Source organism: Paractinoplanes hotanensis, assembly GCF_023717965.1.
Lineage (GTDB): Bacteria > Actinomycetota > Actinomycetes > Mycobacteriales > Micromonosporaceae > Actinoplanes > Actinoplanes polyasparticus.
Genome location: NZ_JAMQOL010000075.1, coordinates 42,883 through 67,341, shown reverse-complemented (window position 1 = coordinate 67,341; position 24,459 = coordinate 42,883). Strand labels below are relative to the sequence as shown.

General features: G+C 67.4%; 18 protein-coding genes and 1 pseudogene. 11 read left to right on the top strand and 8 right to left on the bottom strand.

What is annotated here, in order from left to right:
* Positions 1 to 37 precede the first annotated feature (37 nt).
* Positions 38 to 544, top strand: a pseudogene (locus LXN57_RS43090) (HAD domain-containing protein).
* 119 nt (positions 545 to 663) lie between these two features.
* Here the strand turns inward: LXN57_RS43090 and LXN57_RS43085 are convergent.
* The 3 genes from LXN57_RS43085 to LXN57_RS43075 all read right to left on the bottom strand — a co-directional run bounded on the left by LXN57_RS43085 (position 664) and on the right by LXN57_RS43075 (position 4,696).
* Positions 664 to 1,290, bottom strand: coding sequence for a hypothetical protein (locus LXN57_RS43085; RefSeq protein WP_251804090.1), 627 nt, complete (start codon positions 1,288 to 1,290; stop codon positions 664 to 666).
* A gap of 1,317 nt (positions 1,291 to 2,607) precedes the next feature.
* Positions 2,608 to 3,258 (bottom strand): hypothetical protein, encoded by a 651-nt coding sequence (locus LXN57_RS43080; RefSeq protein ID WP_251804089.1) that lies wholly within the window; start codon positions 3,256 to 3,258, stop codon positions 2,608 to 2,610.
* Positions 3,259 to 3,676: 418 nt separating this feature from the next.
* Positions 3,677 to 4,696: an SMP-30/gluconolactonase/LRE family protein gene (locus LXN57_RS43075; RefSeq protein WP_251804088.1), complete on the bottom strand. Its 1,020-nt coding sequence runs from the start codon at positions 4,694 to 4,696 to the stop codon at positions 3,677 to 3,679.
* 276 nt (positions 4,697 to 4,972) lie between these two features.
* Between LXN57_RS43075 and LXN57_RS43070 the strand changes: the two genes are divergently transcribed.
* On the top strand, positions 4,973 to 5,476 hold the full coding sequence (locus LXN57_RS43070; protein WP_251804087.1) for a MarR family winged helix-turn-helix transcriptional regulator: 504 nt from the start codon (positions 4,973 to 4,975) through the stop codon (positions 5,474 to 5,476).
* 141 nt (positions 5,477 to 5,617) lie between these two features.
* On the opposite strand, the gene LXN57_RS43065 is transcribed toward LXN57_RS43070, so the two are convergent.
* A complete protein-coding gene (locus tag LXN57_RS43065; protein WP_251804086.1) occupies positions 5,618 to 8,338 on the bottom strand; it encodes an ATP-binding protein in 2,721 nt (906 codons plus the stop codon).
* Between the two features lie 280 nt (positions 8,339 to 8,618).
* On the bottom strand, positions 8,619 to 9,107 hold the full coding sequence (locus tag LXN57_RS43060) for a MarR family winged helix-turn-helix transcriptional regulator (RefSeq protein WP_251804085.1): 489 nt from the start codon (positions 9,105 to 9,107) through the stop codon (positions 8,619 to 8,621).
* Positions 9,108 to 9,807: 700 nt separating this feature from the next.
* Between LXN57_RS43060 and LXN57_RS43055 the strand changes: the two genes are divergently transcribed.
* From LXN57_RS43055 to LXN57_RS43045, 3 genes are all read left to right on the top strand, one after another.
* On the top strand, positions 9,808 to 10,347 hold the full coding sequence (locus tag LXN57_RS43055; RefSeq protein ID WP_251804084.1) for a cupin domain-containing protein: 540 nt from the start codon (positions 9,808 to 9,810) through the stop codon (positions 10,345 to 10,347).
* A gap of 71 nt (positions 10,348 to 10,418) precedes the next feature.
* The gene (locus LXN57_RS43050) at positions 10,419 to 11,366 is read left to right on the top strand and encodes an alpha/beta fold hydrolase (RefSeq protein ID WP_251804083.1); all 948 of its coding nucleotides are present in this window, start codon (positions 10,419 to 10,421) and stop codon (positions 11,364 to 11,366) included.
* A gap of 18 nt (positions 11,367 to 11,384) precedes the next feature.
* Positions 11,385 to 12,446, top strand: a complete 1,062-nt coding sequence (locus tag LXN57_RS43045; RefSeq protein ID WP_285904743.1) for an aldo/keto reductase — start codon at positions 11,385 to 11,387, stop codon at positions 12,444 to 12,446.
* A gap of 162 nt (positions 12,447 to 12,608) precedes the next feature.
* On the opposite strand, the gene LXN57_RS43040 is transcribed toward LXN57_RS43045, so the two are convergent.
* Positions 12,609 to 13,256 carry a phospholipase gene (locus LXN57_RS43040; RefSeq protein ID WP_308206704.1) on the bottom strand — a complete coding sequence of 216 codons (648 nt, stop codon included), beginning with the start codon at positions 13,254 to 13,256 and terminating at the stop codon, positions 12,609 to 12,611.
* A 193-nt stretch (positions 13,257 to 13,449) separates the two neighbouring features.
* Between LXN57_RS43040 and LXN57_RS43035 the strand changes: the two genes are divergently transcribed.
* Complete coding sequence (locus LXN57_RS43035) at positions 13,450 to 13,983, top strand: hypothetical protein (protein WP_251804081.1); 534 nt, start codon at positions 13,450 to 13,452, stop codon at positions 13,981 to 13,983.
* A gap of 163 nt (positions 13,984 to 14,146) precedes the next feature.
* Positions 14,147 to 15,382: a cytochrome P450 family protein gene (locus tag LXN57_RS43030; protein WP_251804080.1), complete on the top strand. Its 1,236-nt coding sequence runs from the start codon at positions 14,147 to 14,149 to the stop codon at positions 15,380 to 15,382.
* A 75-nt stretch (positions 15,383 to 15,457) separates the two neighbouring features.
* Here the strand turns inward: LXN57_RS43030 and LXN57_RS43025 are convergent, their stop codons facing one another.
* A complete protein-coding gene (locus tag LXN57_RS43025) occupies positions 15,458 to 16,105 on the bottom strand; it encodes a hypothetical protein (protein WP_251804079.1) in 648 nt (215 codons plus the stop codon).
* A gap of 304 nt (positions 16,106 to 16,409) precedes the next feature.
* Here LXN57_RS43025 and LXN57_RS43020 point away from each other — a divergent pair, with 304 nt between their 5' ends.
* Complete coding sequence (locus LXN57_RS43020) at positions 16,410 to 19,250, top strand: M36 family metallopeptidase (protein WP_251804078.1); 2,841 nt, start codon at positions 16,410 to 16,412, stop codon at positions 19,248 to 19,250.
* A 195-nt stretch (positions 19,251 to 19,445) separates the two neighbouring features.
* Here LXN57_RS43020 and LXN57_RS43015 read toward each other — a convergent pair whose 3' ends face one another.
* Positions 19,446 to 20,396, bottom strand: a complete 951-nt coding sequence (locus tag LXN57_RS43015) for an esterase-like activity of phytase family protein (protein WP_251804077.1) — start codon at positions 20,394 to 20,396, stop codon at positions 19,446 to 19,448.
* A 292-nt stretch (positions 20,397 to 20,688) separates the two neighbouring features.
* Between LXN57_RS43015 and LXN57_RS43010 the strand changes: the two genes are divergently transcribed.
* The 3 genes from LXN57_RS43010 to LXN57_RS43000 all read left to right on the top strand — a co-directional run bounded on the left by LXN57_RS43010 (position 20,689) and on the right by LXN57_RS43000 (position 24,384).
* Positions 20,689 to 22,347, top strand: coding sequence for a DUF885 domain-containing protein (locus LXN57_RS43010; protein ID WP_251804076.1), 1,659 nt, complete (start codon positions 20,689 to 20,691; stop codon positions 22,345 to 22,347).
* 467 nt (positions 22,348 to 22,814) lie between these two features.
* The gene (locus tag LXN57_RS43005) at positions 22,815 to 23,126 is read left to right on the top strand and encodes a hypothetical protein (protein ID WP_251804075.1); all 312 of its coding nucleotides are present in this window, start codon (positions 22,815 to 22,817) and stop codon (positions 23,124 to 23,126) included.
* Positions 23,127 to 23,373: 247 nt separating this feature from the next.
* Positions 23,374 to 24,384, top strand: a complete 1,011-nt coding sequence (locus LXN57_RS43000; protein WP_251804074.1) for a GDSL-type esterase/lipase family protein — start codon at positions 23,374 to 23,376, stop codon at positions 24,382 to 24,384.
* The last annotated feature ends 75 nt before the right edge of the window (positions 24,385 to 24,459 follow it).

The window sequence follows — 24,459 nt, the reverse complement described above, 5'->3', positions numbered from 1 at the left end:
GCGGGGCGATGTCTGCCGCTGCGGTAGGTTCGCCAGCGTGATCGCCAGCTCTGCCGACCGCCCTCTGCTGTTCCTGGACGTCGATGGTCCGCTCATCCCGTTCCGGGCTCGGCCGGCCGGGATCGCCTGACGTGACGCCGTCGAGTTCGCTACGGAGCCGGGGAATCCGCTGGTGGATCGCCTCAACCCGGAGGACGGCCGCAGGCTACTGGGATTGGGCTGCGAGCTGGTCTGGGCGACGACGTGGATGGGTGACGCGAACGAGGTCGTCGCGCCTCGGCTTGGTCTGCCGCAGTTGCCGGTCGTCGAGTTCCCGGACGAGGACGAGCTCCCTACCGGCGGGCTGCACTGGAAGACGATTTCCCTCACCGAGTGGGCCCGCGGGCGCACCTTCATCTGGCTCGATGACGAGATCAGCGACACTGACCGCCGATGGGTCCAGACACATCACCAGGGAACTTCTCTTCTCCATCGCGTCGACCCGCTCAGCGGCCTGACTGACGCGGACTTCACCCGTATTCATCATTGGCTTGCAACTGGGTAGTGCCATGATCAGCCGTACTGTCATGCCGCGATGATGGCTCGCCGCACACCGACGTGTCTGTTGCGGTCCGTGCCGGCGCTTCCCCGGACTGGCCGAGCCGCGGCGTCGTCATCGCCAGGTCAGAGCTTCTCGAAGGTGATGCCCCGTCGGCCGACCATCACGCGCTTCTCCACGACGGCGCCTTCGGCAGTGGTGTACCAGCAGAGGAACGGCGTTGCGCCGAACGGGAACACCGCCTGGTCGGGCAGTGCGGGGTCGCACATCGCCGTGGCCAGCCGGGCTTTGCCGTTGACCGCTTCGCTGTTCCACAGCCAGCTCACGTTCGTCCAGGCCAGCACGCCGACCGAGGCGGTGGCGGACCAGGCCGCATGCCGGTCGCTGATCGACGCGGTCACGTCCATCGGAACCGCGAGGTCGTCGAGCATCACAGTGCACTTCGTCTTCACGTTGCCGGTGATGAACTTCTTGTCGCAGGTCACCGACGTGTGCGCGGGCGCGCCGGCCTGGGCCAGCACTTTTTGCTGGAGCTCACGCATGATTTTCGCGTGCGCGGTGCCGGGAGTGCCGTAGTCCGTCGGCCTGGCGGGGCCGTCGGCGACGTAGGGGTGGACGCCCGACACCAGCCGACCGGGTCTGGGCGACGCGGACGGCGACGACGGAGGTTCTGCAGCGGCCGTGTCCGGGCCGGAGCAGGCGGCGAGGGCGAGCAGCACCGGCAGCCCGAGGCTCGCAGGGAGAAGGTGCACCCGTTCAGCGTATCGACGAACGCAACCATGACCGGCAGGCCTGCCGATGGCGAGCGGGGACGGGCCGATCCGCTGGACGGGAAGGTTTGCGTTCATCAGTGAGCAATTCACGAGGCGGCAGTTGTTCTTGCTCCGAAAGAGCACGAGGTCGCCAACATCGGCACACTCTCATGCCGCTGTCCATGCGCGTTCAGGATGAGCCGCGGCTCATGTATTGGTTCCACACGTGGTTCTCGATCTCGAGGATGGGCTGGCCCAGTTGTGCGGGGTTGGAGAACCGGCGCTGTCCGGAGGTGTGTCCAGGGCCGGCGGGTTTCTGGAGCCGTTGCCGGGCGGATACGGCGATCTGGTCGTCCGGGTCTTCGGCGAGGGTCTCGTAGACCGGGCGGGTGGAACCGGGCAGGTTTGCTACCCAGAAGCGGATGTTGAGCGAGCGGTCCGCGGCCAGCCGGAGCAGGTCCTCCTCGGGAATGTTCCATCCGTGCCGGGCCTTGGCAGTCTCCGGCCTGGTGGGTCTGGAGGTGGGCCCGTTCTCCTCCCAGCCGCCGGAGACCGAGCCCTACCGTCCCGGCCGGTAGAAGCAGGAACCGCCGCGCTGCCAGCAGCTCGGCGGTCCTTTGCGGAGGCTGGACGAGGTCAGCGACGCCGCCTGCGGCACGGCGGGTGACGGCTTCAGAATTGCCGGGAGGTCGGCGTCGGTGAAGCGCACCAGCCGGCCCGCGCGATGGCATGGCACGAGTCCCCTCGAGACCCACCGTCGGAGGATTGTTTCGGCGATTCTTAGGACGACGGCTGCCTCGGCGTAGGTGTACTGCGTCTCGATCACCTGACTTCTTCTTCCTCGAAAGGGTGCCGGCCGGTGGCGGTGGCCGGTGGCAACTTCACCTCGTCGCCTTCGATCGGCACGAGCATCATCATCCGGCTCGCCTGAGCGCGCATCGGAGCGAACGGCGCTTCACCAAGGGGTCAGCTCAGAGATGGCACCGGCCGCGGCGCCCAGTGTTGCCGAGGAGTGCCATGAAGACGGCGCCGAACAGCGGTCTTGGGTGGGCTGGGCGGCAGCGTTCGCTCGGGGAGAAACCTCACGAAGTTGTCGACTACCGCCCAGCACGAGGCGCAAATTGAGGGCACTATGACCGCAGGCTGGATTGTGCATCGGGCCGGCGCGGTCTGCGTTCTCAACGACGGACAAGCTCGTACTCCTGGCCTCAGTTGGTTCGGCTAGGAGAACCTCGGGACTGTCCTGCCGCGGATCGCGTTCATTGCGTTGGAAAGGGCGCTCGTTTCATGTGACGAGCTATGCGCGAGATCGGCTGATCACAGACCTTGACCGTTGATGTGGAATCGTACGGTCTCGACGTTGGAGGCCAGGCCCATCGTTTTGAGGTCGCGGCCGTCGATGCGGCCGTCGTGGTTGATGTCGGGTACGACGTCGGGCGCGTCGTCGTAGATGCCGTTGTGGTTGAGATCGCCGACCACGGCGACGGTGAGTGTCGTGTCGACGTTCTGCCCGGCGATGGCGGCTCCGACGATCCAGGTGTCCCAGATCTCGGTTTCTTTGGCGGTCCGGTTGGTGACTCCGGTGATGTTGAACAGGTTCGCCAGGTTGGTTCCGGGTCCGCTGAACCCGGCGATGGTGCTGTTGGTAGTCGAGGTGAGGACCACCAGGCCGGGCAGGTGGTCGTCCTTGCCGGTGGAGAAGGACCCGGGGGCGGGTGGGATGTTGGCGTGCCCGGCCGGCCCGGTGAGCTGCGGTCCGGTGAATCCGGCTCGGCGCAGACCAGTGGGTCCGCCGGGGTAGTCGATGTCGAGGTCGACGAACCAGGACGCGCCGGCGGCACCGGCGTTGTCACCGTGGGCCGGGGTCTTGATGTCGACCGATACGGGGTATCGGTTGGTCCATCGTGTGCCGCGGTCGGCACTGGCGGAGCCGGCGGTGACGGCGAGCGTGGCCACTCCGGCAGTCATCGACAATGCCATTGTTGCCACGAGTGGACGTCGAATTCTCATCGGATGCTCCTTTGTTTGTCCGACTCTTGTCGGTTCGGCGACGAGAAATACCGCGGGCGGCGTCATCGCGTTCGACGGAATCGAAGCAATTCTCCGAGTGGAAGTTCACAGGCGTTTCAGTGAACCGCTCTGTTGCCGGCGCTGTATCGCGCGGGCATGTGACCGTTATCACTGCCGGTTTTCTCGGGGCTTGAACGTTCCGGCAGCTGTGCCGGTATTCCCTGGTGGAAGGTCGACTGGAGGAGGCCAGAGTGCACAGGTTCACACCGGTTGCCCGGCGCGTTGAACCGGCAGCGGAGTCGCTGCATAGCGAGGAGGATTTGGAGGACGCGTATCGCCGCTTCCCGCCGCGGTACGCCCTCGCGGAGGCGCACATCTACGGCAGGCGGATCGCCGAGATCTCGAACGAGGCAGTGGGGTTGCCGACGTTGCCAAGGTTCTCGCCGAGGTTGGCGTCGACCACGTAGAGACGGGAGCCGAACGCGTCCGCCGTGCTGGCGAACGCGGCGCCGGGCACCTCTGTGATGCTCTCGATCTGCCCGGTGGTCAGCTTCCGGGACAGCTTGACCTTGACCACGCCGTGGTGGGTGACGACGTAAAGGATTCGGCCCAGCAGGACCAGGCCGTCAGCCGACTCGAGGTGGTCCTGCAGGGAGATCCGTCGCGCGACCGCGGTTCCCGACGAGGCGGATGGCACCACGTACAGAGCGGCGCCCCCGCTCGCGAGCGTGGTCTGGGCGACGATCAGGTGTTTGCCGTCCGGGGTCGCCTCGATGCCGTTGGCGTTGATGGCACCACCCGGCGCCCATTCGCCACTGAGCTTGACCCTCTGAGGCTCGCCGATCCGGCCGGTGGCCGAGACGGGCACCCGGACGAGGGCGGCAGGGTCGGCGCTGTCGGTGAACCAGGCCGCGTCGCGGGTCACCTTGACGTCGTTGATGAACTTGGCCGCCGGGAACAGCATGTCGGCCAGCTTGGCGCCGGACCTCGTGTCGTACACCCGGAAACCGCTGACCAGGCCGGGCAGCGGCCCGCCGTGGCCGCCACCGGCTACCCACAGCCGGTCGAAGCGGTCGACGTCCATGCCGACGGAGATCCGTCCCGCACCGGGCGGCGGAGCGAAATGCTTGGTCTTGCCCGTCCGCAGGTCGACTTGCTGGATCGCGCCGTTGAACAGGGAACCGGTGTAGGCCGTCCGGCCGTGGATCGCGATGCCTTCGGGGGAGAACCCGTTCGGCAGCGGCAGCAACGTTGGGTAGTGCCGGAACGTGGTGGCCGCGGCCGCCGAACTGCTCGGCGTAGCCGGTTCGGCAGCCATGGCGGGCGTGCCGGCCGGACCGGCGGACAGCAACACGGACAGCAACACGGTCAGCGGGGTGGCCACGGCGTGCCTCATAGTCCTGCTCCTCGAGTTCTGCACGGGAAGTCCTTCCTGTCGTGGAGTTCCGCCCACGCGCGGTGACAGTCATCCGGCTGTCGCACCGGGAGCACTGTTGAAATTTCAGCGCCCTCGTAAACCTAGGCGAGATGGTGAAATTTCAACTAGATAGTGAGAGTCAGCTAACTCGCGCGTCCGTCCGAAGGGAGGCATCGACAGCTCCCTTGGCCGAACGGCGAGGGTGAAAGTCCAACGCCCGCCGGGCAGTAGCATCGGCGATGAACTTTCACCCAGATGCGTGAGGCCGACATGACGGACACCCGGTGGCTGGATCAGCAGGAGCAGCAGACATGGCGCAGCTTCCTGATGGCGAGCAGGCTGCTGACTGATCGGCTGGAACGCGACCTCAAGCAGGACTCGAATCTCTCCTTCGCCTATTACGAGATCCTCACCCGGCTCTCAGAGGCACCGGGGTGCTCGATGCGAATGGCCAATCTCGCCGCCGCGTGCGTCTTCGACCGCAGCAGGCTCAGCCACGCCATCGACCGGTTGGCGCGCGACGGCTGGGTCCGCCGGGTGCCGATCGGCGCGGACGGGCGGGGCCAGATGGCGGAGCTCACCGATGAGGGCCTGGAAGTCGTCCGCCGGGCCGCCACCGGTCATGTCGGAAGGGTCCGTGAGCTGATGTTCGACCGCCTCACCCGTCAGCAGCAGGCCGCCCTGCGAGACATCAGCGAGGTGCTCGCCACCGGCATGATGGACCGCGAGGGACTGATGAAGACGGGCTGGCCCGCGTAGTAGTCAGCACCGCCCCGGAATGCGCCACGGGAGCGAATGCCCTCGATCAGCCGGCCGTCCTGGCCGCACTCCGGACGTGATCAAGGATGGGCAAGCAGGCCTGTGGACCACGGTGAGCGGGCGGCGTCGGTGAGACCAGGCTCAGGCCTCGTTGAGGGCGTCGCGTAGCCCGGCCCGGGACGAGACACCCAGTTTGGGGAAGATGCGGTAGAGGTGAGCGCCTACCGTGCGGTGGGACAGGTAGAGGCGCTGGGCGATCTGTTTGTTGGTCAGGCCGGCCGCGGCGAGGCCGGCGATCTCCAGTTCCTGGGCGGTCAGGGTGGACGGCGGCTGCGTGGTGACGACCGGCCGGTAGCCGGCTGCGCGCAGTTCCCCGGTGGTTCGGGCCAGCCATGGTTCGGCGCCCATCGCGGCGAAACCGGTGCGGGCGGCGAGCAGATGCGTGCGGGCGCGGGTGAATTCCTTACGCCGTCGCAGTTTCTCGGCGAAGACGAGCCGTACGCGGGATGACTCGAACAGCCAGCGTTCAGAGGAGGGTTCGGTCAGCGTCTGCTCGAGTCGTTCACCGGCCTCGTCGTCGAGCACGAGCGCGTCGACGCCGTGCTGGATCAGCCGCATGCGGGGGGACAGCGCGGCCAGGTCCGCTGCGCGCACGGCGTCGGCGTGCGCGCGGGCCTCGGCCGGGCGGCCGGTGCGCAGGGCGGCCTCGACCAGGTCGAGAATCACCCAGGTGGCGATGGACACGTACGGTGCCAGCACCCCGGCCGGACTGATGGCTGTCGCGTGCCGGTAGGCGGCCTCGAAGTCGCCGTTGGCTGCGGCGGCCAGCGTTCGGGGGAGATTCGCGATGGCCAGCGAAGTTGTGAGGCCGCGCGGCGCCGCCCAGTGGGTGATCTCGTCGGCCAGGTCGTACGCCTCGCCGGAGCGGCCCCGGCCGGCCGCGATGACGGCCCGGTTGAGCAGGAAATACCAGCGCAGGAAAGGAAGGCCGCTGTCGACGGCGACACGCTCGCCCTCGCCGGCCAGCTCTTCGACCTCGTCCCAGCGTCCGGTGAGGTAGTCGTCCTGGCACAGGTGCATCAGACCGCTCAGCTGCCACTGGGGCGCGCCGCCCTCGCGTCCCTGCCGCACGAGCCGCCAGGAATGCTCCCGGATCTCACCCAGCCGGTCGACATGGGCCGATGCGGTGCCCATCCGCACGACCCGGGTCAGGTCCTTGTCGCCGGGCAAAGCGGCGATCAGCGCCTCGAGGCCGGGCAGGGCACCGGCGCCGGTGCGTACGGGGTCGGGGAAGGTCCGGCTCACCACCGACAGAATGTCGGGCGGTGCCGGGGTGAGCCGAGCCAGATAGCGGTGGAAGACGGCCCAGTGGTCGGTGCTGCCGGAGAACCAGGACAGCAGCAGCAGCGTGTACATGGCCTCGTCGAGGGCCGGGTCGTCGGCGCGCCAGCCGTGTTCGCCCGTCTCGATGGCGCCGGCGAGCAGTCGGTGGGCGGTGTGCACGTCGCCGTCACCGTTGATCATCAACAGTGCGGTCGCGTTGGCGGCTTGCAGCGCTCCGGCCAGGCCCTGGTTCATTGCCCGCGCATTGGCCAGCAGCGTCGTGGTGTCGTCGGCGACGCCGGCTTCCGCGCCGGTGTATGCGGCTTGTGCCAGCCGCCGCGCGGTGTCTTCAGGCGTGCCGCTCATCTCGGCGGCGCGGACGAGCGCGGCGATGGAGGCCAGGGCGTCGCCGCGCCGCAACACCACGTGCGCGGCCTCTTCGAGCTGTACGGCGACGGCCTCGTCCGGGCCGGTGGTGGCCGCGGCGAGGTGCCAGGCGCGGCGTTCCGGATCGCCTGGCAGTGCGGCGGCGATGGCCTGGTGCGCCAGCCGGCGCTCCTCGTGGGTGGACATCGCCACGATCGCCGACTGGATCAGCGGGTGGCGGAAGACGATGCGCCCGCCCGCGTCGTCGACGCGTACGAGTTGGGCGCGTTCGGCCGGGGCGAGGTGGGTCAGGTCGGTCATGCCGCGTAGGGCGCGCAGGTCGCCGCTTCCTTCGAACGTGGCGAGCAGCAGCAGCAGGCGGGTGGGCTCGGGCAGATCGGCGATGCGGGTGGCGAAGATGGCCTGCAGCCGGTCGCTGAGCGGCACCACGTCCGTCGGATGGGCGGAGTCGGTGAGGCTTCCCGGCAGTTCCACCAGGGCCAGCGGGTTGCCCTGGGCGAGGTCGAGCAGATGCCGCCGCATGCGCCCGATCATGGCCGGGGAGCGGGTGTCGATGAGCCGGGCGGAAGCCTCGTCGCTCAGGGGTTCGACCGTGACCTCGGTCAGGCCGCGGCGGTCGATGAAGCTCTCCGTGCCGGTGCGGGAAGCGGCGATGACGCCGACGGACGCTCCCTGTACGCGCCGGGCGACGAAGCCGAGGACGACGGCGCTGGGCCGGTCGATCCACTGGACGTCGTCGACGATGATCAGGACGGGAGTTGTCCTGGCCGCGGTGGTGAGCAGGAACAGGGCTGCGTTGCCGACGAGCAGGGCGGCGGGCGCCGGTCCGGGGCCGAAGCCGAGGGCGACGGTGAGGGCATCGCGCAACGCTGGCGGCAGTCGCTGGATGTCGGTGTACAGCGGCAGCAGCAGTTGGTTGAGCAGTGAGTAGCTGACATCCGCCTCGAACTCGGAGCCGTTCGCACGCAACACCCGCATGCCTTCGGCGCCGGCCAGATCCGCTGCCGCGGTCAGCAGCGCGGATTTGCCGACGCCGGGGTCGCCGCGGACCATGCGCACGTCACCGCCGTGGCGTATCGACTCCAGGAAACGTTGGATGCGCGCCAGTTCCACCTCGCGCCCGAACAGTTCCTCCGTAATGGTTTGGCCCACTCGATATATTGCACTCTGCACCGGAGCCGGTGTCAAGGACAGGATGCTGCGCACGGTCGAGTACCAGGGCAGGGTCGTCAATGCCGGGCGCTCGCCACAGGCGTGCATGCCGACTTCTGTGGACGTGGCGACGAGGATTCCGTTCTGGTTCGGTTACGCCTCTCGGCAGTCGTGGTCCCTGGAACGGCCGCGGCGACCCAGCTAGTCGTTGGTGCTGCAGGTCCAGCAACACCGGCTTGTCCGGGCGCCACTCCGGCGGGGGAGAGGCCCGTCGGTTTCACTACGATGGCCAGCCCATCTTCGTCAGCTCGTCCATGTCGGAGATTCCGGAGGCCACCACCTCGCTGATCTCTCTCAGCGTCTTCTGCTGCTCCAGGGTGAGGCGGTCGAACACCAGGGTCCGAACCCGCTCGACGTGGAAGGGCGCGGCCTGCTGGACCCGTTTCAGGCCCTCGTCGGTGAGCTCAGCCAGTTGCCCTCGCCCGTCCACATCGGCTGGCACCCGGCTGACCCAGCCCTCCTTCGCCAGCCGGTCGACGGCGTGGCTGAGCCTGCTGCGGTCGAAGACGCAGGCGGCCGCCAGGGCGGCCATCCGCATCGAGTGGCCGGGCGCCTCTGAAAGTCGGGTGAGGACCTCGTAGTAGGCGAAGGACAGATCTGCATCCTGTTTCAGATCTCGCTCCAGTTGATCGAACAACAGTCTGCTGGCCATCAGGAAGCTGCGCCATGTTCGCTGCTCCTCGTCGTCCAGCCATCGGCTCTCTGTCATCTCGCGACCTCACGGGTAGTTGAAACTTCAGCGTCGATGGTATCGTCACCGGCAAGCTGAATTTTCAACTACCTCATGAGGTGCATCATGGACTGGTTGAAAGAGAGTGGCGATCGTGACCGGCGTGGCGGGCAGCCTCGGGCTCGCCGGATTGCGGACCATGGCTCCCGAAGGGGGTCAGCCGCGACTGTCCGACGCACTCCTCATCGCGACCTCGTGCGGACATCTGCGTATCCGCCGCAACGCGGTGTCCCCGGGGTCGGCCACGCCGCCTGCGATGCCACGGCCCTCCGGCGACAGTCATCTGCCGACGATCACTGTTCGTCGATGAGAAGCCGAGGCCCGAGAAGTCTGTAACAGGTCGTGAGATGAACCCTTTCCAGGGGCGAGGCGTTGGATGCCCGTCCCCTCGTTGTGCTTGCCTTGTCGCATATTCAGCGAGCAGCTCGTGGGCATCTCTGCAGGTGACTTTCGGGTACTTGGGATGCGTACGGGAACGTTCCGGGTACACGCTCGAATAGGAATTCCATAGGTGTATTTCCTCACATGTCGACCACTCCCGATCTCCTTTTACTCCACATAGGACGGTGCTACGTTTCTGTTCATGAACGGCTGAGCGAAGCGCAGCCGACGCCCGCGCTTCGCTCCGGGTTCCTGAGAGCAGAACTGCTGGGCAACAACGATCAAGGAGTTGAGCAGTATGGACCTGCAAGTACCCGTCCCGGCTGAGGACGACCCCATCTGGACTGCCGCAAGAGGGTTCGTCGTGCGAAAGGAAGAGGGGCCGCTCAAGCTTCTCAACGGCGGTGGGGAGAAGGCCAAGGTCAAGGTGACCGGCGAACAAACCGGCGGTCGGCTCAGCCTGATGGAAATGGACGTTGCGCCCGGCTTCGGGAACTTCCCGCACGCCCACGGGGCCGAGGATGAGGCCTTCTACATCGCGTCCGGGGACTTCCGTTTTGTCAACGGCGCCGGGACCTTCGAGGCCGGCGCGGGTGACTTTGTCTACATTCCTCGGCTCACCCGGCACGGGTTCAAGAACATCGGCGCGGAAACGGGCACCCTGATGGTGTTCTACACGCCGGCCGGGGCCGAGCAATTCTTCCTCAAGTACGCCGACGATCCCGACCCGGCCGGCAACCCGCCGCCGGAATGGACGCAGGAGCGATATGAGGCGATGGGGGAGGCCCTCAAGGCTCACAAAATGATCTTGTTGCCGAAGGCCGATGACTGGGCCTGATCGCCAATCGAGTCGGCTGACCACGTGAGGTAAGTACTTTGAAAAAGCAATATCGCCAGCGCGAGACCACCGTGAACGGCATCCGGGTGGCCTACATCGACGAGGGCTCCGGGCCACTTGTCATCCTGTTGCACGGATGGCCTGAAAGCAGCTATTCGTGGCATCACCAGATCGAGGCGGTCACGGCCAACGGCTACCGTGTGATCGCACCTGACCTACGAGGCTTCGGGAGCAGCGACCATCCCGCCGAGGCCGACGCCTACACCGTTCTGCACTTCGTCGGGGATCTCGTCGCGCTTCTGGCTGACGTCGAGGCTGACGAGGCGGTCATCGTCGGCCACGATTGGGGCAGCGTGGTCGCGTGGGGCATCGCCATGATGCGACCCGACCTCGTTCGCGGTGTCATCGGGATCAGTGGGCCGCCGCAGATTCCCCGGGGTCCCGCCGGCCTCCTCACTGGCTCGCAAGACATGTTCACCGACGGCCGGCGGTTCTACCTCGAGTACCTCCGGGACGTCGGACCGGCCGATGCGGAGTTCGACCAGAACCCGCGGGCCACGCTGCGCGGCGCGTTCGACGTTCTCCAGTACGGCTATGAGGTCACCGAGCCCGATGAGCGCATGATCGTGCAGCCGGGACAGGGGCTGCGCGACACCTGGCCCGATCCCGGGCGTCTGCCCGACTGGATGTCCGAGCAGTATTTCGACCTGCTCGCGGCCTCCTTCGAAGAGCACGGATTCACGGCGTCGCTCAACTTCTACCGCAACCTGGATCGCACGTGGGAACTGACCGCGCCCTTCGATACGGTCGCGCTCACCGTGCCCTCGTTGCTGCTCTTGGGCGAGAAGGACGTCGTTCGCTCGATGTTCGACTATGAAGATTTCGTCGAGACCCTGTCGAGGAACCACCCGGGATTCCGCGGCACCACCATTGTTCCCGGAGCCGGGCACTGGGTGCCGGGGGAACAGCCCCAAGCCGTGACGGACATCATCCTGACATTCGTCAAGGACCTTTCGTGACCAAGCGAATGGAGAATCATGCAACTCACTGAGTACCGAACATTCGGCAGGACCGGTCTGCGCGTCAGTCCGATCACTCTCGGGACCATGAATTTCGGCGACCCGACGTGGGGCGCGGACGTGAAGACGTCCGAGGCCATCATCGACCACTACCTCGACGCCGGTGGCAACACGCTGGACACCGCCAACGGATACGCGGAAGGGCGCTCGGAGGAGACAATCGGGGGCTTTCTCACCAAGCACCCTGGCCGGCGTGACCGTGTCGTGCTGGCGACGAAGTTCGCGGGCAGCATGTTCCCGGGCGACCCCAACGGTGGCGGGGCCGGCCGGAAGGCGATCATGCACCAGGTGGAGGCCTCGCTCAATCGACTCGGCACCGACTACATCGACCTTTACTGGCTGCACAACTTGGATCCGCACACGCCGCTAGAAGAGACCCTGGGCACGCTCGATGACCTGGTACGCTCCGGAAAGATCCGGTACTTCGGATTTTCGGACACCCCAGCCTGGGCTGTGGCTCGATTGGTGACCATCTCGGAACTGCGCGGGTGGAGCGCTGTCGCCGGCATCCAGGTGGAGTATTCCTTGCTGGAGCGTTCGGTCGAGGGCGAGCTGTTCGCGGCCGCACGGGCGCTCGGTCTGGGGGTCGCCCCGTGGAGCCCGCTGAGCGGAGGTGTGCTGTCCGGTAAGTACACCCGGACAGTCCATCGTCCGGCTGATTCGGGCCGGGCCACCATGAGCGACTCCCAGGCGCTGCCGGAGTCCACGTACGTGCTCCTTGACGAGTTGGCGGATATCGCGAAGGAAGTGAATACCTCGATCGCGTCCGTCGCCCTGGCCTGGGTGCGCGGGCGGGAAGAGGTGACATCGACGATCATTGGCGCCCGTACGGTCGAGCAGTTGGACGCGAATCTCGGCTCGCTCGACGTCGAGATCTCGGCAGAGCATCGAGCCCGGCTCGATGAGCTCACCACGGTGAAACTCCCGTTCCCGTTCCCGTTGCTGGAGTCGACGGTTCCGCTCTGGCAACACGCGGGGGCGACGATCAACGGAGTGGCCGGCCCAGCCCGGCGGTGCTGAGAACGGTGCCCGGCGCCGTGTTCCTGTCGGGTCGCAGCCCGACTGGAACACGGCTGCTCGAGCCGCACTCGTCGTCCGCCACCGATGAACAGCGAGGAAGGGGAACCGGTCGAGGCGTCCCGGAGAACGGCCGGAGTTCTGGCCGAGACGAAGAGGGGGCTATCAGTCGATCATTGCCCTGTTCAGAGCGTCGCGCTTCATCTGATCTGCACGCTGCAGGTCGGCTGCGCTCACCGTGGGTGCGCCGAACTTCTTCGCGGCCTGGTAGTAGGTCCATGCGAGACCGTCGCAGGCGGGTCGAACAACAGCGTTGTACGAATCGCACTTGCGGGACAGGTCCCCGTAGAACATGTCATCCAGTCGCACCTTGTTCGAGGCGAAGCCGCCGGCTGCTTCATAGTTGCGGTAGCCGAAATCATGTCGCTGGCACGACAGCCGGAAGTCGAAGCCAGACGGCTGGTCGGGGCTGGACGTGCAGTAGTCCGTGGTCCAGTCGAAGGCGTACGCCGTCCACGGCGCCGGGCTGAGCCGTGCTCCGTTCCACGCCGCGTAACTGGTGGCTGTGGTCTGCGTCCAGGCCGACAGCACGGCCGGTTTGTCGGCCGGAGCCGCAGCTTGCGCCGGCCCGCCAGGGGCAAGAAGCGCGACCGTCATGGCCAGGGTGGTGGCGGCAAGATTCGTTCTTCTCGACATGATCGTCCCTTCCGTTGTCCTACTGTCACCACTGCGGACGAACGACCCGTCGCGATGTTCAACGCCGGGTTGCTTCATCCGGGCGGGAGCCGGTCGCGGACTGCGGAATGCCAGCACTTCGCGACTGCCGGCCCTGGCAAAGTGACGGGTATCTCCTTCCGGTACTTTTCTGATCCACCAACGCCGGCAAGCGTCTGTCCCTATTGGGTGTGACGGGCTGCTGCGGATCTCTTGGCAAGTCGCATCAGCCCTCTCGTCGTGTCTCCGGTGGACGCGACGATGGAAACCGAAGAGTCTTTTGGGGCGTTCGATGGCCGATGGTGACGAGATCAGCACGTTCAAGAAGTTTGAGCCCTACCTCAACAGGGTCAAAGAAATTTCGGTCTTCCGGGAGCTTTATGGGGGCAACAAGATCGTCTTGGCCGTCCGCGGTGGCAGCGGCAAAGGCAAGAGCGGTGATCTTGAAACAAGCCGTGATCAATTCTTGGTGATGTGGTACGACGGCCCGTTCGGCCATGCGAGAGAATTCGCGGGGACCGTGCCTGACGTCAGCAAGGAAGCCGGTTTCTGCACGCCGGTGGCCTCGGCGGGAGCGACACGACGCGAGAAGGCCGACGGGGGCGTCCAGTCCGACCCGGACCAGGTGTTCTCCGACGTGTACCTCTGTCGGATGAGCAAATCGGGTACCTTTTCCGGTCCGGCGATGAGCCCTGAGGTCTATTACCGTCTCTGGGACGCATTGAGCGATCAGGACGACTTCGTCTTTGTGCTTCTGGAGATGCCCGCGTCGAGGCAGGTGCGAGAACCACGGCCTCAGATGGCGTCCGATGCCGGCACGACATGAGCGGCGGCGGCACGAGTCGCCGGGAACATGAACCTGGCCGGTCGGTACAGCCCTCGATGCCACCACGGATGGCGAGAGTGATCAGCTGAACTCGTCGACGGTTCGCGCGTCGTCCGGTGTGGACCGCGATTGCGGCACCGATCGGCCGAGGAGAAATGCCAGCATGTCGCACAACACCGAACCTGAGACCGCATCACGCCTGCCGGTCGTCACCATCACGCCGCAGTTCAAGGCACAGGCGCCCCTCGCCCTGGCCGATTTGCGGGCCGGTGGACCGGTCCGGCGCGTGCGGCTGGCCAGCGGGCTCGAGGCCTGGGCGGTGCTGTCGTACACCGAATCCCGTACCGCGCTCACCCACCCCCACCTGCTGAAGAATCCCGAGCCCGCGTTGGCTGCGCTGGATGCGGCCGGCTTCACCTCGCACGAGGTCGGTCATGGTTTCGGCGGGTCCATGCTGTTCTCCGACCCGCCGGACCACACCCGGCTGCGGCGGCTGGTGGCTCCGACGTTCAGCGCCCGCCGCACCGGGCTGCTCGCAGGCCGGGTCCAGGTGATCGCCGACGAGATTCTCGACATGATGGCGCAGCAGGACGAGGTGGACCTGGTGGAGGCGTTCTGCGCGCCCCTGCCGATGACCGTCATCTGCGAGCTTCTGGGCGTGCCGGTCGATGAGCGCGCCCAGTTTCGCACCTGGTCGCAGGCGCTGGTGGGCATTCCCTCGCCGGAGCGGCGAGAGAACGGCGTGCGCTTGAACCGCTACCTGGCCGACCTCGTCGAACGCAAGCGGGCCGCGCCGTCGGACGACCTGCTGTCCGACCTGATCGCGCAGCACAACGAGGAGGACGGCCGGCTCTCGCACGTCGAGCTGATCGCGATGGCCGCGCTGCTCGTCGTTGCCGGTCACGACACGACCGTCAACCTGCTGGGCAACGCCATGGTGGCACTGTTCCGGCAACCGGAACAAGCGGAACTGCTGCGGTCGCGACCCGACCTGGTGGCCGGGGCGGTCGAGGAGTTCCTCCGCGTCGACTCGTCGGTCGAGCAGTCCACGTTCCGGTTCGCGGCCGAGGAACTCGAACTCGGCGGTACGCGGATCCGCCGCGGCGATCTGGTCGTCGTCTATCTGGGGGAGGCCAGCCGCGACGCACCGCAGGACGACGGGGCCGACCCCGCGAAGCTCGATGTGAGCCGGACGAACGCCCGGCATCTGGCCTTCGGGCACGGCATCCATCACTGCGTCGGGGCGCCGCTGGCCCGGATGGAGGCGAGCATCGCGATCGGTGCCCTGCTGCGACGCTTTCCGGCGCTTCGCCCGGCGATTTCGCTCACCGACGTGCCGTGGATCCCGGCCGGGATGATGCGTGGCCCGGTCCGCCTGCCCGTTCGGCTGCATGACTGAACACGCCCGGAGCCGACGGGGCGCCCGGCGACCGGACGTTGTCGCCGGCAGCCGGGCGGGCCGTCTCGCGAGCTGTTACGACTTGGCCGCGGCTTGAGCGGGCGGCTCGATGGTGGCGTCGGCTGGTGATTCTGCCGTGGTCTCGGCCGGTGTCTCCGTCGTGGTCTCGGCCGATGATTCAGCAGTGGTCTCGGCGGTTGGTTCTGTGGGGGTCAGGGCCGGCGACTGCATCCGGGACTCGGCCGGCGACATCGCCGTCGTCCAGGCCGTTTGCGCGCCCAGCAGGACGAGCAGGCAGAACAAGACGCCCTCCCACTGAGGGCCGTTGAGCGACGCCGTCGATCCGGCTCCGAGTTGTGGGTAGGCGGCGGCGAAGGCGACCAGCCCGTACAGCGGCGCACCGACGTAGAGCAACAGCCGGGACGCCACGCGGTGGCCCGGCGTCCCCATGTTCGGTGCCAGCATCAGAATCCCGGCCCCACCGGCGAGACCGGCGATCACGAAAGCGACCCGCCACAGCGTCGGTGTCTGTGGAGCGACCTGGCTCACCAACGCCGCCGTACCCGGCACGACGAACTGCAGAGAAATGATGTACGCCGTACGCCCGTTGCCCGTCTCAGGGCCGCGCAGGTGGGGGCGCTCCTGCACCGTTACCCACCAGAGACCGAGCAGGGTGAAGTTGACCCCGGCCACGATCCCGTAGAACGCCGTCAGCTCTTTCATCGCCCACCCGCCGCGGCACTGGTCCGATCGACCTCACGTACGACCTGTTTCTGCCGGCATTTGCTGCGAATCATCATGGCGTTCCTCCGAGGCATGAGTTTTGCGGTCCCGTCGTGTGCGAACGCACCGAACAGCCCGATGTTCAGGGGCGGAGCGGATCGGAATAGATCGACCGGTGTGAAGCCTTTGGATGAACTCCGTCCACAAAGGCGCGTTGTCGCGGATGAGGATCGGCGCATGTCGCGGCCTCGACTGATCGGCCGTCGGGCGGATCGGTGTTCATCTCATCCTTCGGGAGCTGAACGTGAAAGCTCTACCTGTAAGTACCCTTCGGCGGGTCGCCACCGCGGCCACCGGTGTGGTGCTGCTCGCCGGGTTGTTGCCGGCCACGGCGCAGGCCGCGCCGGTCGGTGGTGGCACCCCGGTGGCCGGCTCGGAGACGAAGCGCCGGGCCGACTTCGACAGCCGCAGCGGACTGCGGGCGGCCGGCGCCGGCGGCGCGCTGACGATGCGCGACGGCGCGCCGGCGGCCTCAGCTGAGCGCGTACGGAACCTTCGCGGTTCACTGGGCGTGCAGGGCATCGTCGATATCGACGAGAGCACAGGCACACCGCGCCGCGTAACGCGGCTCGACGGCTTTCTGACGGGACCGAGCAAACGCAAGCCGGTCTCCATCGCCCTGGACTACCTCCGCGCCCACCGTGAGACCTTCGGTCTGGACGCAGCCGCCCTGGCTTCGTTCGTCCTTCGCCAGGACTACGTCGACATCGCGGGCACTCACCACCTCAGCCTCGTGCAGCAGGTGAACGGCGTCCCAGTCTTCGGCAACGGCTTCAAGGCTCACGTCAGCAGGAACGGCCGCCTCATCCAGATCGACGGGTCACCGGTGGCCACGGTGCCGGGCGCGGTCGGGCCGGTGAAGCTGACCGCACAAGCCGCCCGGGCCGAAGCAGTCAAGGACGTCTTCGGCACGTCGTCGGCGACCGTCGGGACCACCCCCGGCGGCGCTACCCGGACCACGAGGTTCAGCGACCGCGGTCAAGCCGACCTCGCACTGTTCCTGACCGCTGCCGGCCTACGGCCGGCGTGGCGGACCGTCGTCCTCGATACCGGATACCTGCACGTCGTCGATGCGGCAACCGGCGAGGTGCTGTTCCGGCAGGATCTGGTCGACGCGCACAGCGCCGACGTCTGGGACAATTACCCGGGCGCGAAGCGTGGCGGCAAGCAGGTCACGGTGAAACTCGACAAGTGGCTGCCGAAGGCCGCCACCCGGCTCGAGGGCAACGTCGCGCACGTCTACTCGGATGTCAACGACGACGACGTCGCCAACGCGGGCGAGGAGGTGGGCCCGTCGGCCGGCCGCAGTTTCCGGTTCCCGCTGCGACCGTTCGACGCCGGTGACAACTGCTCGGCCCGGTACGTGTGCTCGTGGAATCCGTCCACCCCGGATTCGTGGAAGGTCAACCGCGAGCAGAACGCCGTGCAGGTGATGTATTTCCTGGGCACGTGGCACGACCATCTGGAGGCGGCCCCGATCGGCTTCACCCGCCCCGCGGGCAACTTCGAGGCGGTCGACGGCGACGCCGTGCAGGCGCAGACGGATGACGGCGCCGACACGGCGGACGGCCTTCCGGACGACAGGCACGCCAACAACGCGAACATGTTCACTCCGCCGGACGGCATCGCTCCCACGATGCAGATGTTCCTGTGGAATGTGCCGGCGTTCACCGCCGGCAACTCGGGTGACTCCGCAGAGATCGTCTATCACGAGTACACCCACGGCCTGTCCTCCCGGTTGGTGGTCGACGCCGGTGGTAACCACACGCTGACTTCGCCGCAGTCACAGGCCATGGGGGAGGGGTGGAGCGACTGGTACGCCTTCGACTACCTCGTCGCCCAGAGCCTGCAGAAGGAAACCGCGGCGGCGGGTGAGCTGAAGGTCGGCGAATACATCACCGGCGGCGACACCATCCGGAGCCAGCCGACGGATTGCCCGGTCGGTTCGACCTCGACAGCCTGCCCGGGAACCACCGCGGCCGGCCGCGGCGGCTACACCTACGGCGACTACGGCAAGATCTCGCCCCGAGGCGCCGAAATTCACGCCGACGGCGAGATCTGGGCCCAGATCCTGTGGGACCTGCGCCAGGCGGTCGGCAGCCGGACCGCTCAGTCCCTGGTGACGCGGGCGATGGAACTGTCCCCGAGCCAGCCCTCGTTCCTCGACGAGCGCAATTCCATTCTCCAGGCCGACCTGGTCGTCAACGGCGGCAAGCTGAACAAGAAGATCTGGGAGGTCTTCGCCCGCCGCGGCCTGGGCTACTTCGCCGCCACCATCGATGCCGGTGACACTCAGCCGGTCGAGGACTTCTCGATGCCGCCGGCTTCCGGCACACCCCGCGCCACGCTGACCGGCAGGGTCGCCGACGAGGACTCCGGTGCTCCGGTGGCCGGCATCCGGGTCTCGTTCAGCGGCCACGACTCCGGCTTCGCGAGTGACCATGTCGCGGTCACCGACAAGGATGGCGCCTACCGCATCACCGGCATTCTGCCCGGCACCTACCCGAAGATCGTCGCTCAAGGCAGCGGTTATGACCCGGTCGTCAAGACGATCACGGTGCGTGCCGGCGCCAAGCTCGATTGGCAGGTCCGCCGGAACTGGGCATCCGCCTCGGGCGGGGGCACGGTGGCGAGCTTCACCGGTCCCGACTACGCGCCCGCATGCGGCCCGGCCGGCCTCATCGACCAGAGTCAGAGCACCGGATGGGGCTCGGACGTCGCCGCCGGCGGTCAGCAGGTCGTGGTGCGTCTGCCGGCTCGCGTGGCCATCGCCGAACTGGTCATCAACCCGTCGGCCACCTGCGGTGACGACCCGTCGTCGGCCACCGGCGGCTACCGGGTCGAGGTCTCGGCCGACGGCACGACGTGGCGTCCGGCCGCGACCGGGACGTTCACCCCGGGCACCGCGGCACCGACACCGGTGGCGCTCGACGACGGCGCCGGTGTCGAGTACATCCGGTACTCGATGCTCACCTCGCAGGGCCAGGACGCGGGACTGTGCGACCCAGGCCAGCCGGGCGACGTGACCGGCTGCGCGTTCCTGGACTCGACGGAGCTCGCGGTCTACGGCAACAAGGTTCAGTAGGGGCAAGACCGGGGCCGGTCCGCCGAGGTGCGGGCCGGCCCCGACGCGTCGTCACCGTGGGCCGTCGCTGTCTCGCGACAGCGCCACCGATGACTGTGGTGAGGTGGATGAGAAGTGACCCGGCCGGGCAGTCAGCCCGGCCGGGTCACTTCATGGGTGATCGTGGAGCTGGAGGAGCGGGGGAGACAGCGCGCCCTACTCAGGCAGTTTGACGAGCAGGCGGTAGAACCGGGTGATCTGCTTCTCGCTGCCGTTGTCGTCCGTGGCGAGCAGCACCCGCATCTCGTCGCTCGGGCCGCCGTCGGTGATCACCATGGCCTCGATGTTCCCCAGCAGCGGGTTGACCTGAGGCTGCTTGCTGATCGCGCCCGACGAGGGCAGGTCCACCAGGTCGATCAGCAGCTGCTTGCCGACGACAGGCGCGTCGGCCTCGAGGTGCTCGACGGCGCTCACGTCGGCCGCCCCGCGGAGGTCGGCGAGGTGGAGCTGAACCTGGTTCCCGGTGCTGTCGAAGCCCCGCTCGATGACCAGGAGCCGGCCGTCCCCGGTGGCCGCGATGTCGGAGACCATCAGGCCGGGTTCGATCCGGTAGGCGTACTGGGCGCCCGGCTTGAAGTCGTCGTCGGTGTCGCTTCGCTCCCAGCTCTGGAACCGGGCGATGCCGTCCTGGTCGCCCAGCAGGGAGTTCTCCATCGAGCCGATCAGGGTGCGCTCGTCGAACAGGGTCAGGCCCTCGAACGACTCGTTGATCTTGGCTCGGCCCAGCGGGGTGACGCGGAACTGCTCGGGCATCGGCAGGACACCCAGAAGCTTGCCGGCGAGGTCGTAGCGGAAGATTTCCGGCCGCTCGGTCGCGATCAGCATGGTGTCCCCGTCGAAGACGATGGCCTCGCCGTCGAGGGGATGCCGGAGCTCGTCCCGCAGCTTGATCAGTTCGACCGGGTCGAGCGACTCGGGGTCGAGGTAATAGAGCACGGAACGATCGGACAGCCCCGCGATCCGGCCGTCGTGGTCACGGCTCAGGCCGGAGAAGTTGCCGACGAACTCGCCCTCGAAGGACGTCTTGTCCAGGTGGTCGGTGAATCCCTCCAGCTTGACATATCCAGCCGTGGAATCATTGCCGAGATCAGACGATGAGGTTTCCAAAAAACTGCCATTCTTCCGAAACGTCTGCCCGCAGATCCGCGGGCAGTGAACGGGGCCCCACCGTCTACAACGGACTATCTTGGGCAGTGTTCAATCTGTTTCGCCGATCTCTTTCCCGGAAAGACGCGGGGCACAGAAATGCGTCGGCTCAGTTGGTGGCCTGCTCTACGGAATCGACCGAGCGCGATGGCCGCTTCGAGGTGGCGTGAACCGGGTGTTCTCACAATGTGAGCGACAGCGTCGCCGCGGTTGGTGACCCTGAACCTGGCGCACTTCGCTGCGTCGTACAGGCGTGAGCGCTGACGAACTGGCCGAGGTCTACGTGGACGAGTGGGCTGCCCTCAACCCGGTCGCTGCCACGGTGGCCGGTGTGGCGGGACATGACGACCGGATCGACGACCTGTCACCGGACGGGTTTGCCGCCCGCGCCGACCTGAGCCGTAGGACGGTTGCCGCCCTCGAGGCGATCGTGCCGTTCGATCGCAACGACCAGGTGGCCCGGGATGCGATGCTCGAACGGCTGCGGCTTGACGTCGATCGCTACGACACGGGGGTCACGACCAGTCAGATCAGCGCGGTTACGGGCGAACTGCACCAGCTGCGTACGGCCTTCGACCTGTTGCAGGCCGGGGGTGAGCAGGCCGCAGCCGCCATCGCCGTGCGCCTTGGCGCCGTCCCGGCGGCCCTGAGGCAGTATCAGCGAACCCTGCTCGGGGCGGCACGACCGGGGCAGTCGAGTGCGCGGTCGCAGGTCTTGCGGGTGGCCGCGCAGTGCGAGCGGTGGGCCGGCCCGCACGGCCTTCCCCGCTGGGCGGAGCAGATCGAGGCTGAGGGTGCGCTGCGTGCCGAGCTGAGCCGCGGGGCCGAGGGAGCAGCGGCCGCCCTGGCCGGGTTGGCCGACTTTCTGCGATCGGAGCTGGCTCCGCGAAGCGCCGCCTCGGAAACCATCGGTCCGGAGCGTTACGCGCTTGCTTCTCGGTACTACCTCGGCGCCGAGATCGACCTGCACGAGGCGTACGAGTGGGGTTTCGCGGAATTGCGGGGGCTCGAGACCACGCTGCGTTCGACCGCAGCCGAGATCGCCGGTCCGGGCGTCGGTGTCGGCGAAGCGGTCGCCGAGCTGAACAGCGATCCCGGCCGGCGCGTCTCCGGCACGGAATCGTTCCGAGACTGGATGCAGGACCTGGTCGCGAAGGTGGTTGACCAGCTCGACCACGCACATTTCGATATTCCCCGGGAGCTGGACACGCTCGAAGTGATGGTCGCGACCGGCCGCGACGGCGCGATGTGCCACACCCCGCCGAGCGAGGATCGGACGCGCCCCGGGCGACTGTGGTGGTCGGTTCCGTCGGGCACCGAAAGCTTCAGCACCTGGCAGCAGGCGTCGGCACTGCACCATTACGGAGTGCCAGGCCATTCTCTTCGGTCGGCCGCCCCCCACCTGTTTCCCGGTCGGCTCAACCGTTGGCAGCGGATGCTCGGCACGGTCCCGGGCCATGCCGAGGGTTGGGCCCTCTATGCCGAGCGTTTGATGGCTGAGCTGGGCTACCTCGCAGATCCCGGTGACCGGATGGGTCTGCTCGTTTCCCAGTGGCTGCGGACGACCGGCCTGATCCTGGACATCGGCTTGCACCTGAAGCTGGAGATTCCGCGGGACAACGCATTCGGCTTCCACCCGGGCGAACGGTGGAAGCCCGTCCTCGTCAGAGAATTCCTGACACACCACGGCCGTATCGATCCTGGCTTGCCCGCCGTCGCCCTCGAGAGCCTGCTGGGCCGGCCCGGGCAGGCGCCGTCGTTCAAGATCGGGGAACGGGTCTGGCTGGCGGGACGAGAGGAGGCGAAGCGGCGAAACGGATCGGCTTTCAACCTCAAGACCTTCCACCGGGACGCGCTCAAGGCGGGTCCGCTCGGGCTCGACCCGTTGCGCCGGGCGCTTGCCCAGCTCTGAGACTTCGGCTGGCCCTCGAACCGGTGAGAGCTGGAAGGTGGCGTGCCGGTGCCGACGACGTTGACCCACACCCGGCCACCGGGCACACGCACCATGCGCCGGCCCGGCTTGAGTGGCGCCCTGGCGCCGCCGGTCGCGAGGGCCGGCTCGCTGCCGATCGCCGTGACCGCGGCCGCGCCGATTCCGGCGGCGGCTGGTCCCAGCCCGCCTCGCAGCAGAAGCCGGCGGTCGATCGCATTGCTGTCCGTCGTTGCCACGGATCCTCCTCGAAGTGGTGCGGAACGAGGCGGGTAGCACTTCGCTCTCACTGGGCAAGACGGTCACGGCCATGATTCGTCATCCTCATACCTGCCGATTCCCGACAGATCCTTCAAAGGGCTGTGGCTAGACGTGCGATCGGCGAGCTCGACCGTCGTCACACACGGGTGGATCGATGAACTCCGGCGGGTGGCCGTCGTCGTCAAGGCGTGACCATTGATGAACGAACCGTCCTGCGGCCCGGGGAGTCTTTGCCGTCGGCGGCGCTCGTGTCGGCCGGCACCGGCACACAGCCGGACGCGATCGTCCCGTTCATGCAGGCCATTGGCCTCGGGCGCTACCGGGACACCGACGACGGCCGTTTTCTGCCGCCCTCGGTGGAATTGGCGTGCCTGATCACCGGCTTACGTCCCCGGCCCGACCATTTCGCGGGCGTACATCTGGGCACCGTCAGCCCTGGGCACGACGCTTGTGCATACCAGGATGGCGGGCCTGGACCCGCCGGCGGCCGCCGTGCATGAGTGGGGAAAGGCGAGAATCGTGATTTCGGCCGTCCTCGTGGTCCTTGTGGTGGCGGGTATCGCGTGGGTGCGGCGTGATCCGGTGGGCGGACGGAACGAGACTGCCGCCCCCTCCGGTCCGAACAGCGAGGTCGCCCGTAGTTCGCCGGACTTCTCGAGGATCCCCTGGACGGCCACCTGGGCTACCGCCATGCAGGACGGTAGCGGATCCGGTTTCGAGCGTGAGACGGTTCGGCAGGTTGTTCGCGTGAGCATCGGCGGAGACGCCGTGCGCATCCGGCTCTCCAACGAGTTCGGCCGCGAACCGCTGGTCGTCGGTGCCGTCCACCTGGCCAAACATCTGAGCGCGGGTACGGTCGACGCGAATACCAACACGAACGTGACCTTCGGCGGCGAGGACTCGGTGACCGTCGCGGCCGGGTTGACCGCCGTGAGCGACCCGGTGGTGTTCGGGCTGCCGGCGGGCAGCGACCTGGCGATCAGCGCGTACGTCCCGCACCGCATCGGATCGGTCACCCAACACGGATCGGCCAACCGTGACAATTACGCAGCGCCGGGAAATCAGAGCACGGCGGCTTCGCTGTCCGGCGTGCGCTCGTTCTACAACTACTCCTTCCTCGCCGGCGTGGATGTCCAGAACCGCGAGGCCGAGGGTGTGGTGGTCGCACTCGGAGCCTCGATCACCGATGGCTACGACTCGACCTGGAACGAGAATCGAGGCTGGCCCGACCTGCTCGCGCGGCGGCTGGCCGGTGCGGGGCGGACGATTGGCGTGCTCAACGCCGGCGTCAGCGGCAACTCGCTTCTGCAGGACGGTGTGGGACGGAGCGCCCTGAACCGGCTCCAGCGCGACGTGCTCGTCCAGCCCGGCGTCAAGTGGGTGATCGTTGCCGATCTCGGGATCAACGACCTCGGCGGCGCCGACGCGTCCACCGGCGGCAGATTGATCACCGGACTGCGGCAGCTGATCCGGCGCAGCAACGGCGCGGGGGTCAAGGTCTTGTGCACGACCCTGCCGCCGTACGCGGGCGCGGAAGGTTGGACCAGCGTGGGCGAGGCCGGTCGCAAGGTGTTCAACGACTTCATCAGGACTCAGGGCAACGGCTGCGACGGAGTCGCGGACTTCGACGCCGTCACCCGCGACCCCGCCGATCCGACCCGTTGGGACAGGCGCTACGACCAGGGCGACCACCTGCACCCTAACAACGCCGGGATGGAGGCGCTCGTCACCGCGGTCGGCCTCGAGCTCTTCGCTTGAGCCACGCCGCGCTCCTGACCGACCGTTCTGCTGGCGATCACGTTGCGGTTGATGAGCTTGCGGGCCTGCAACTGG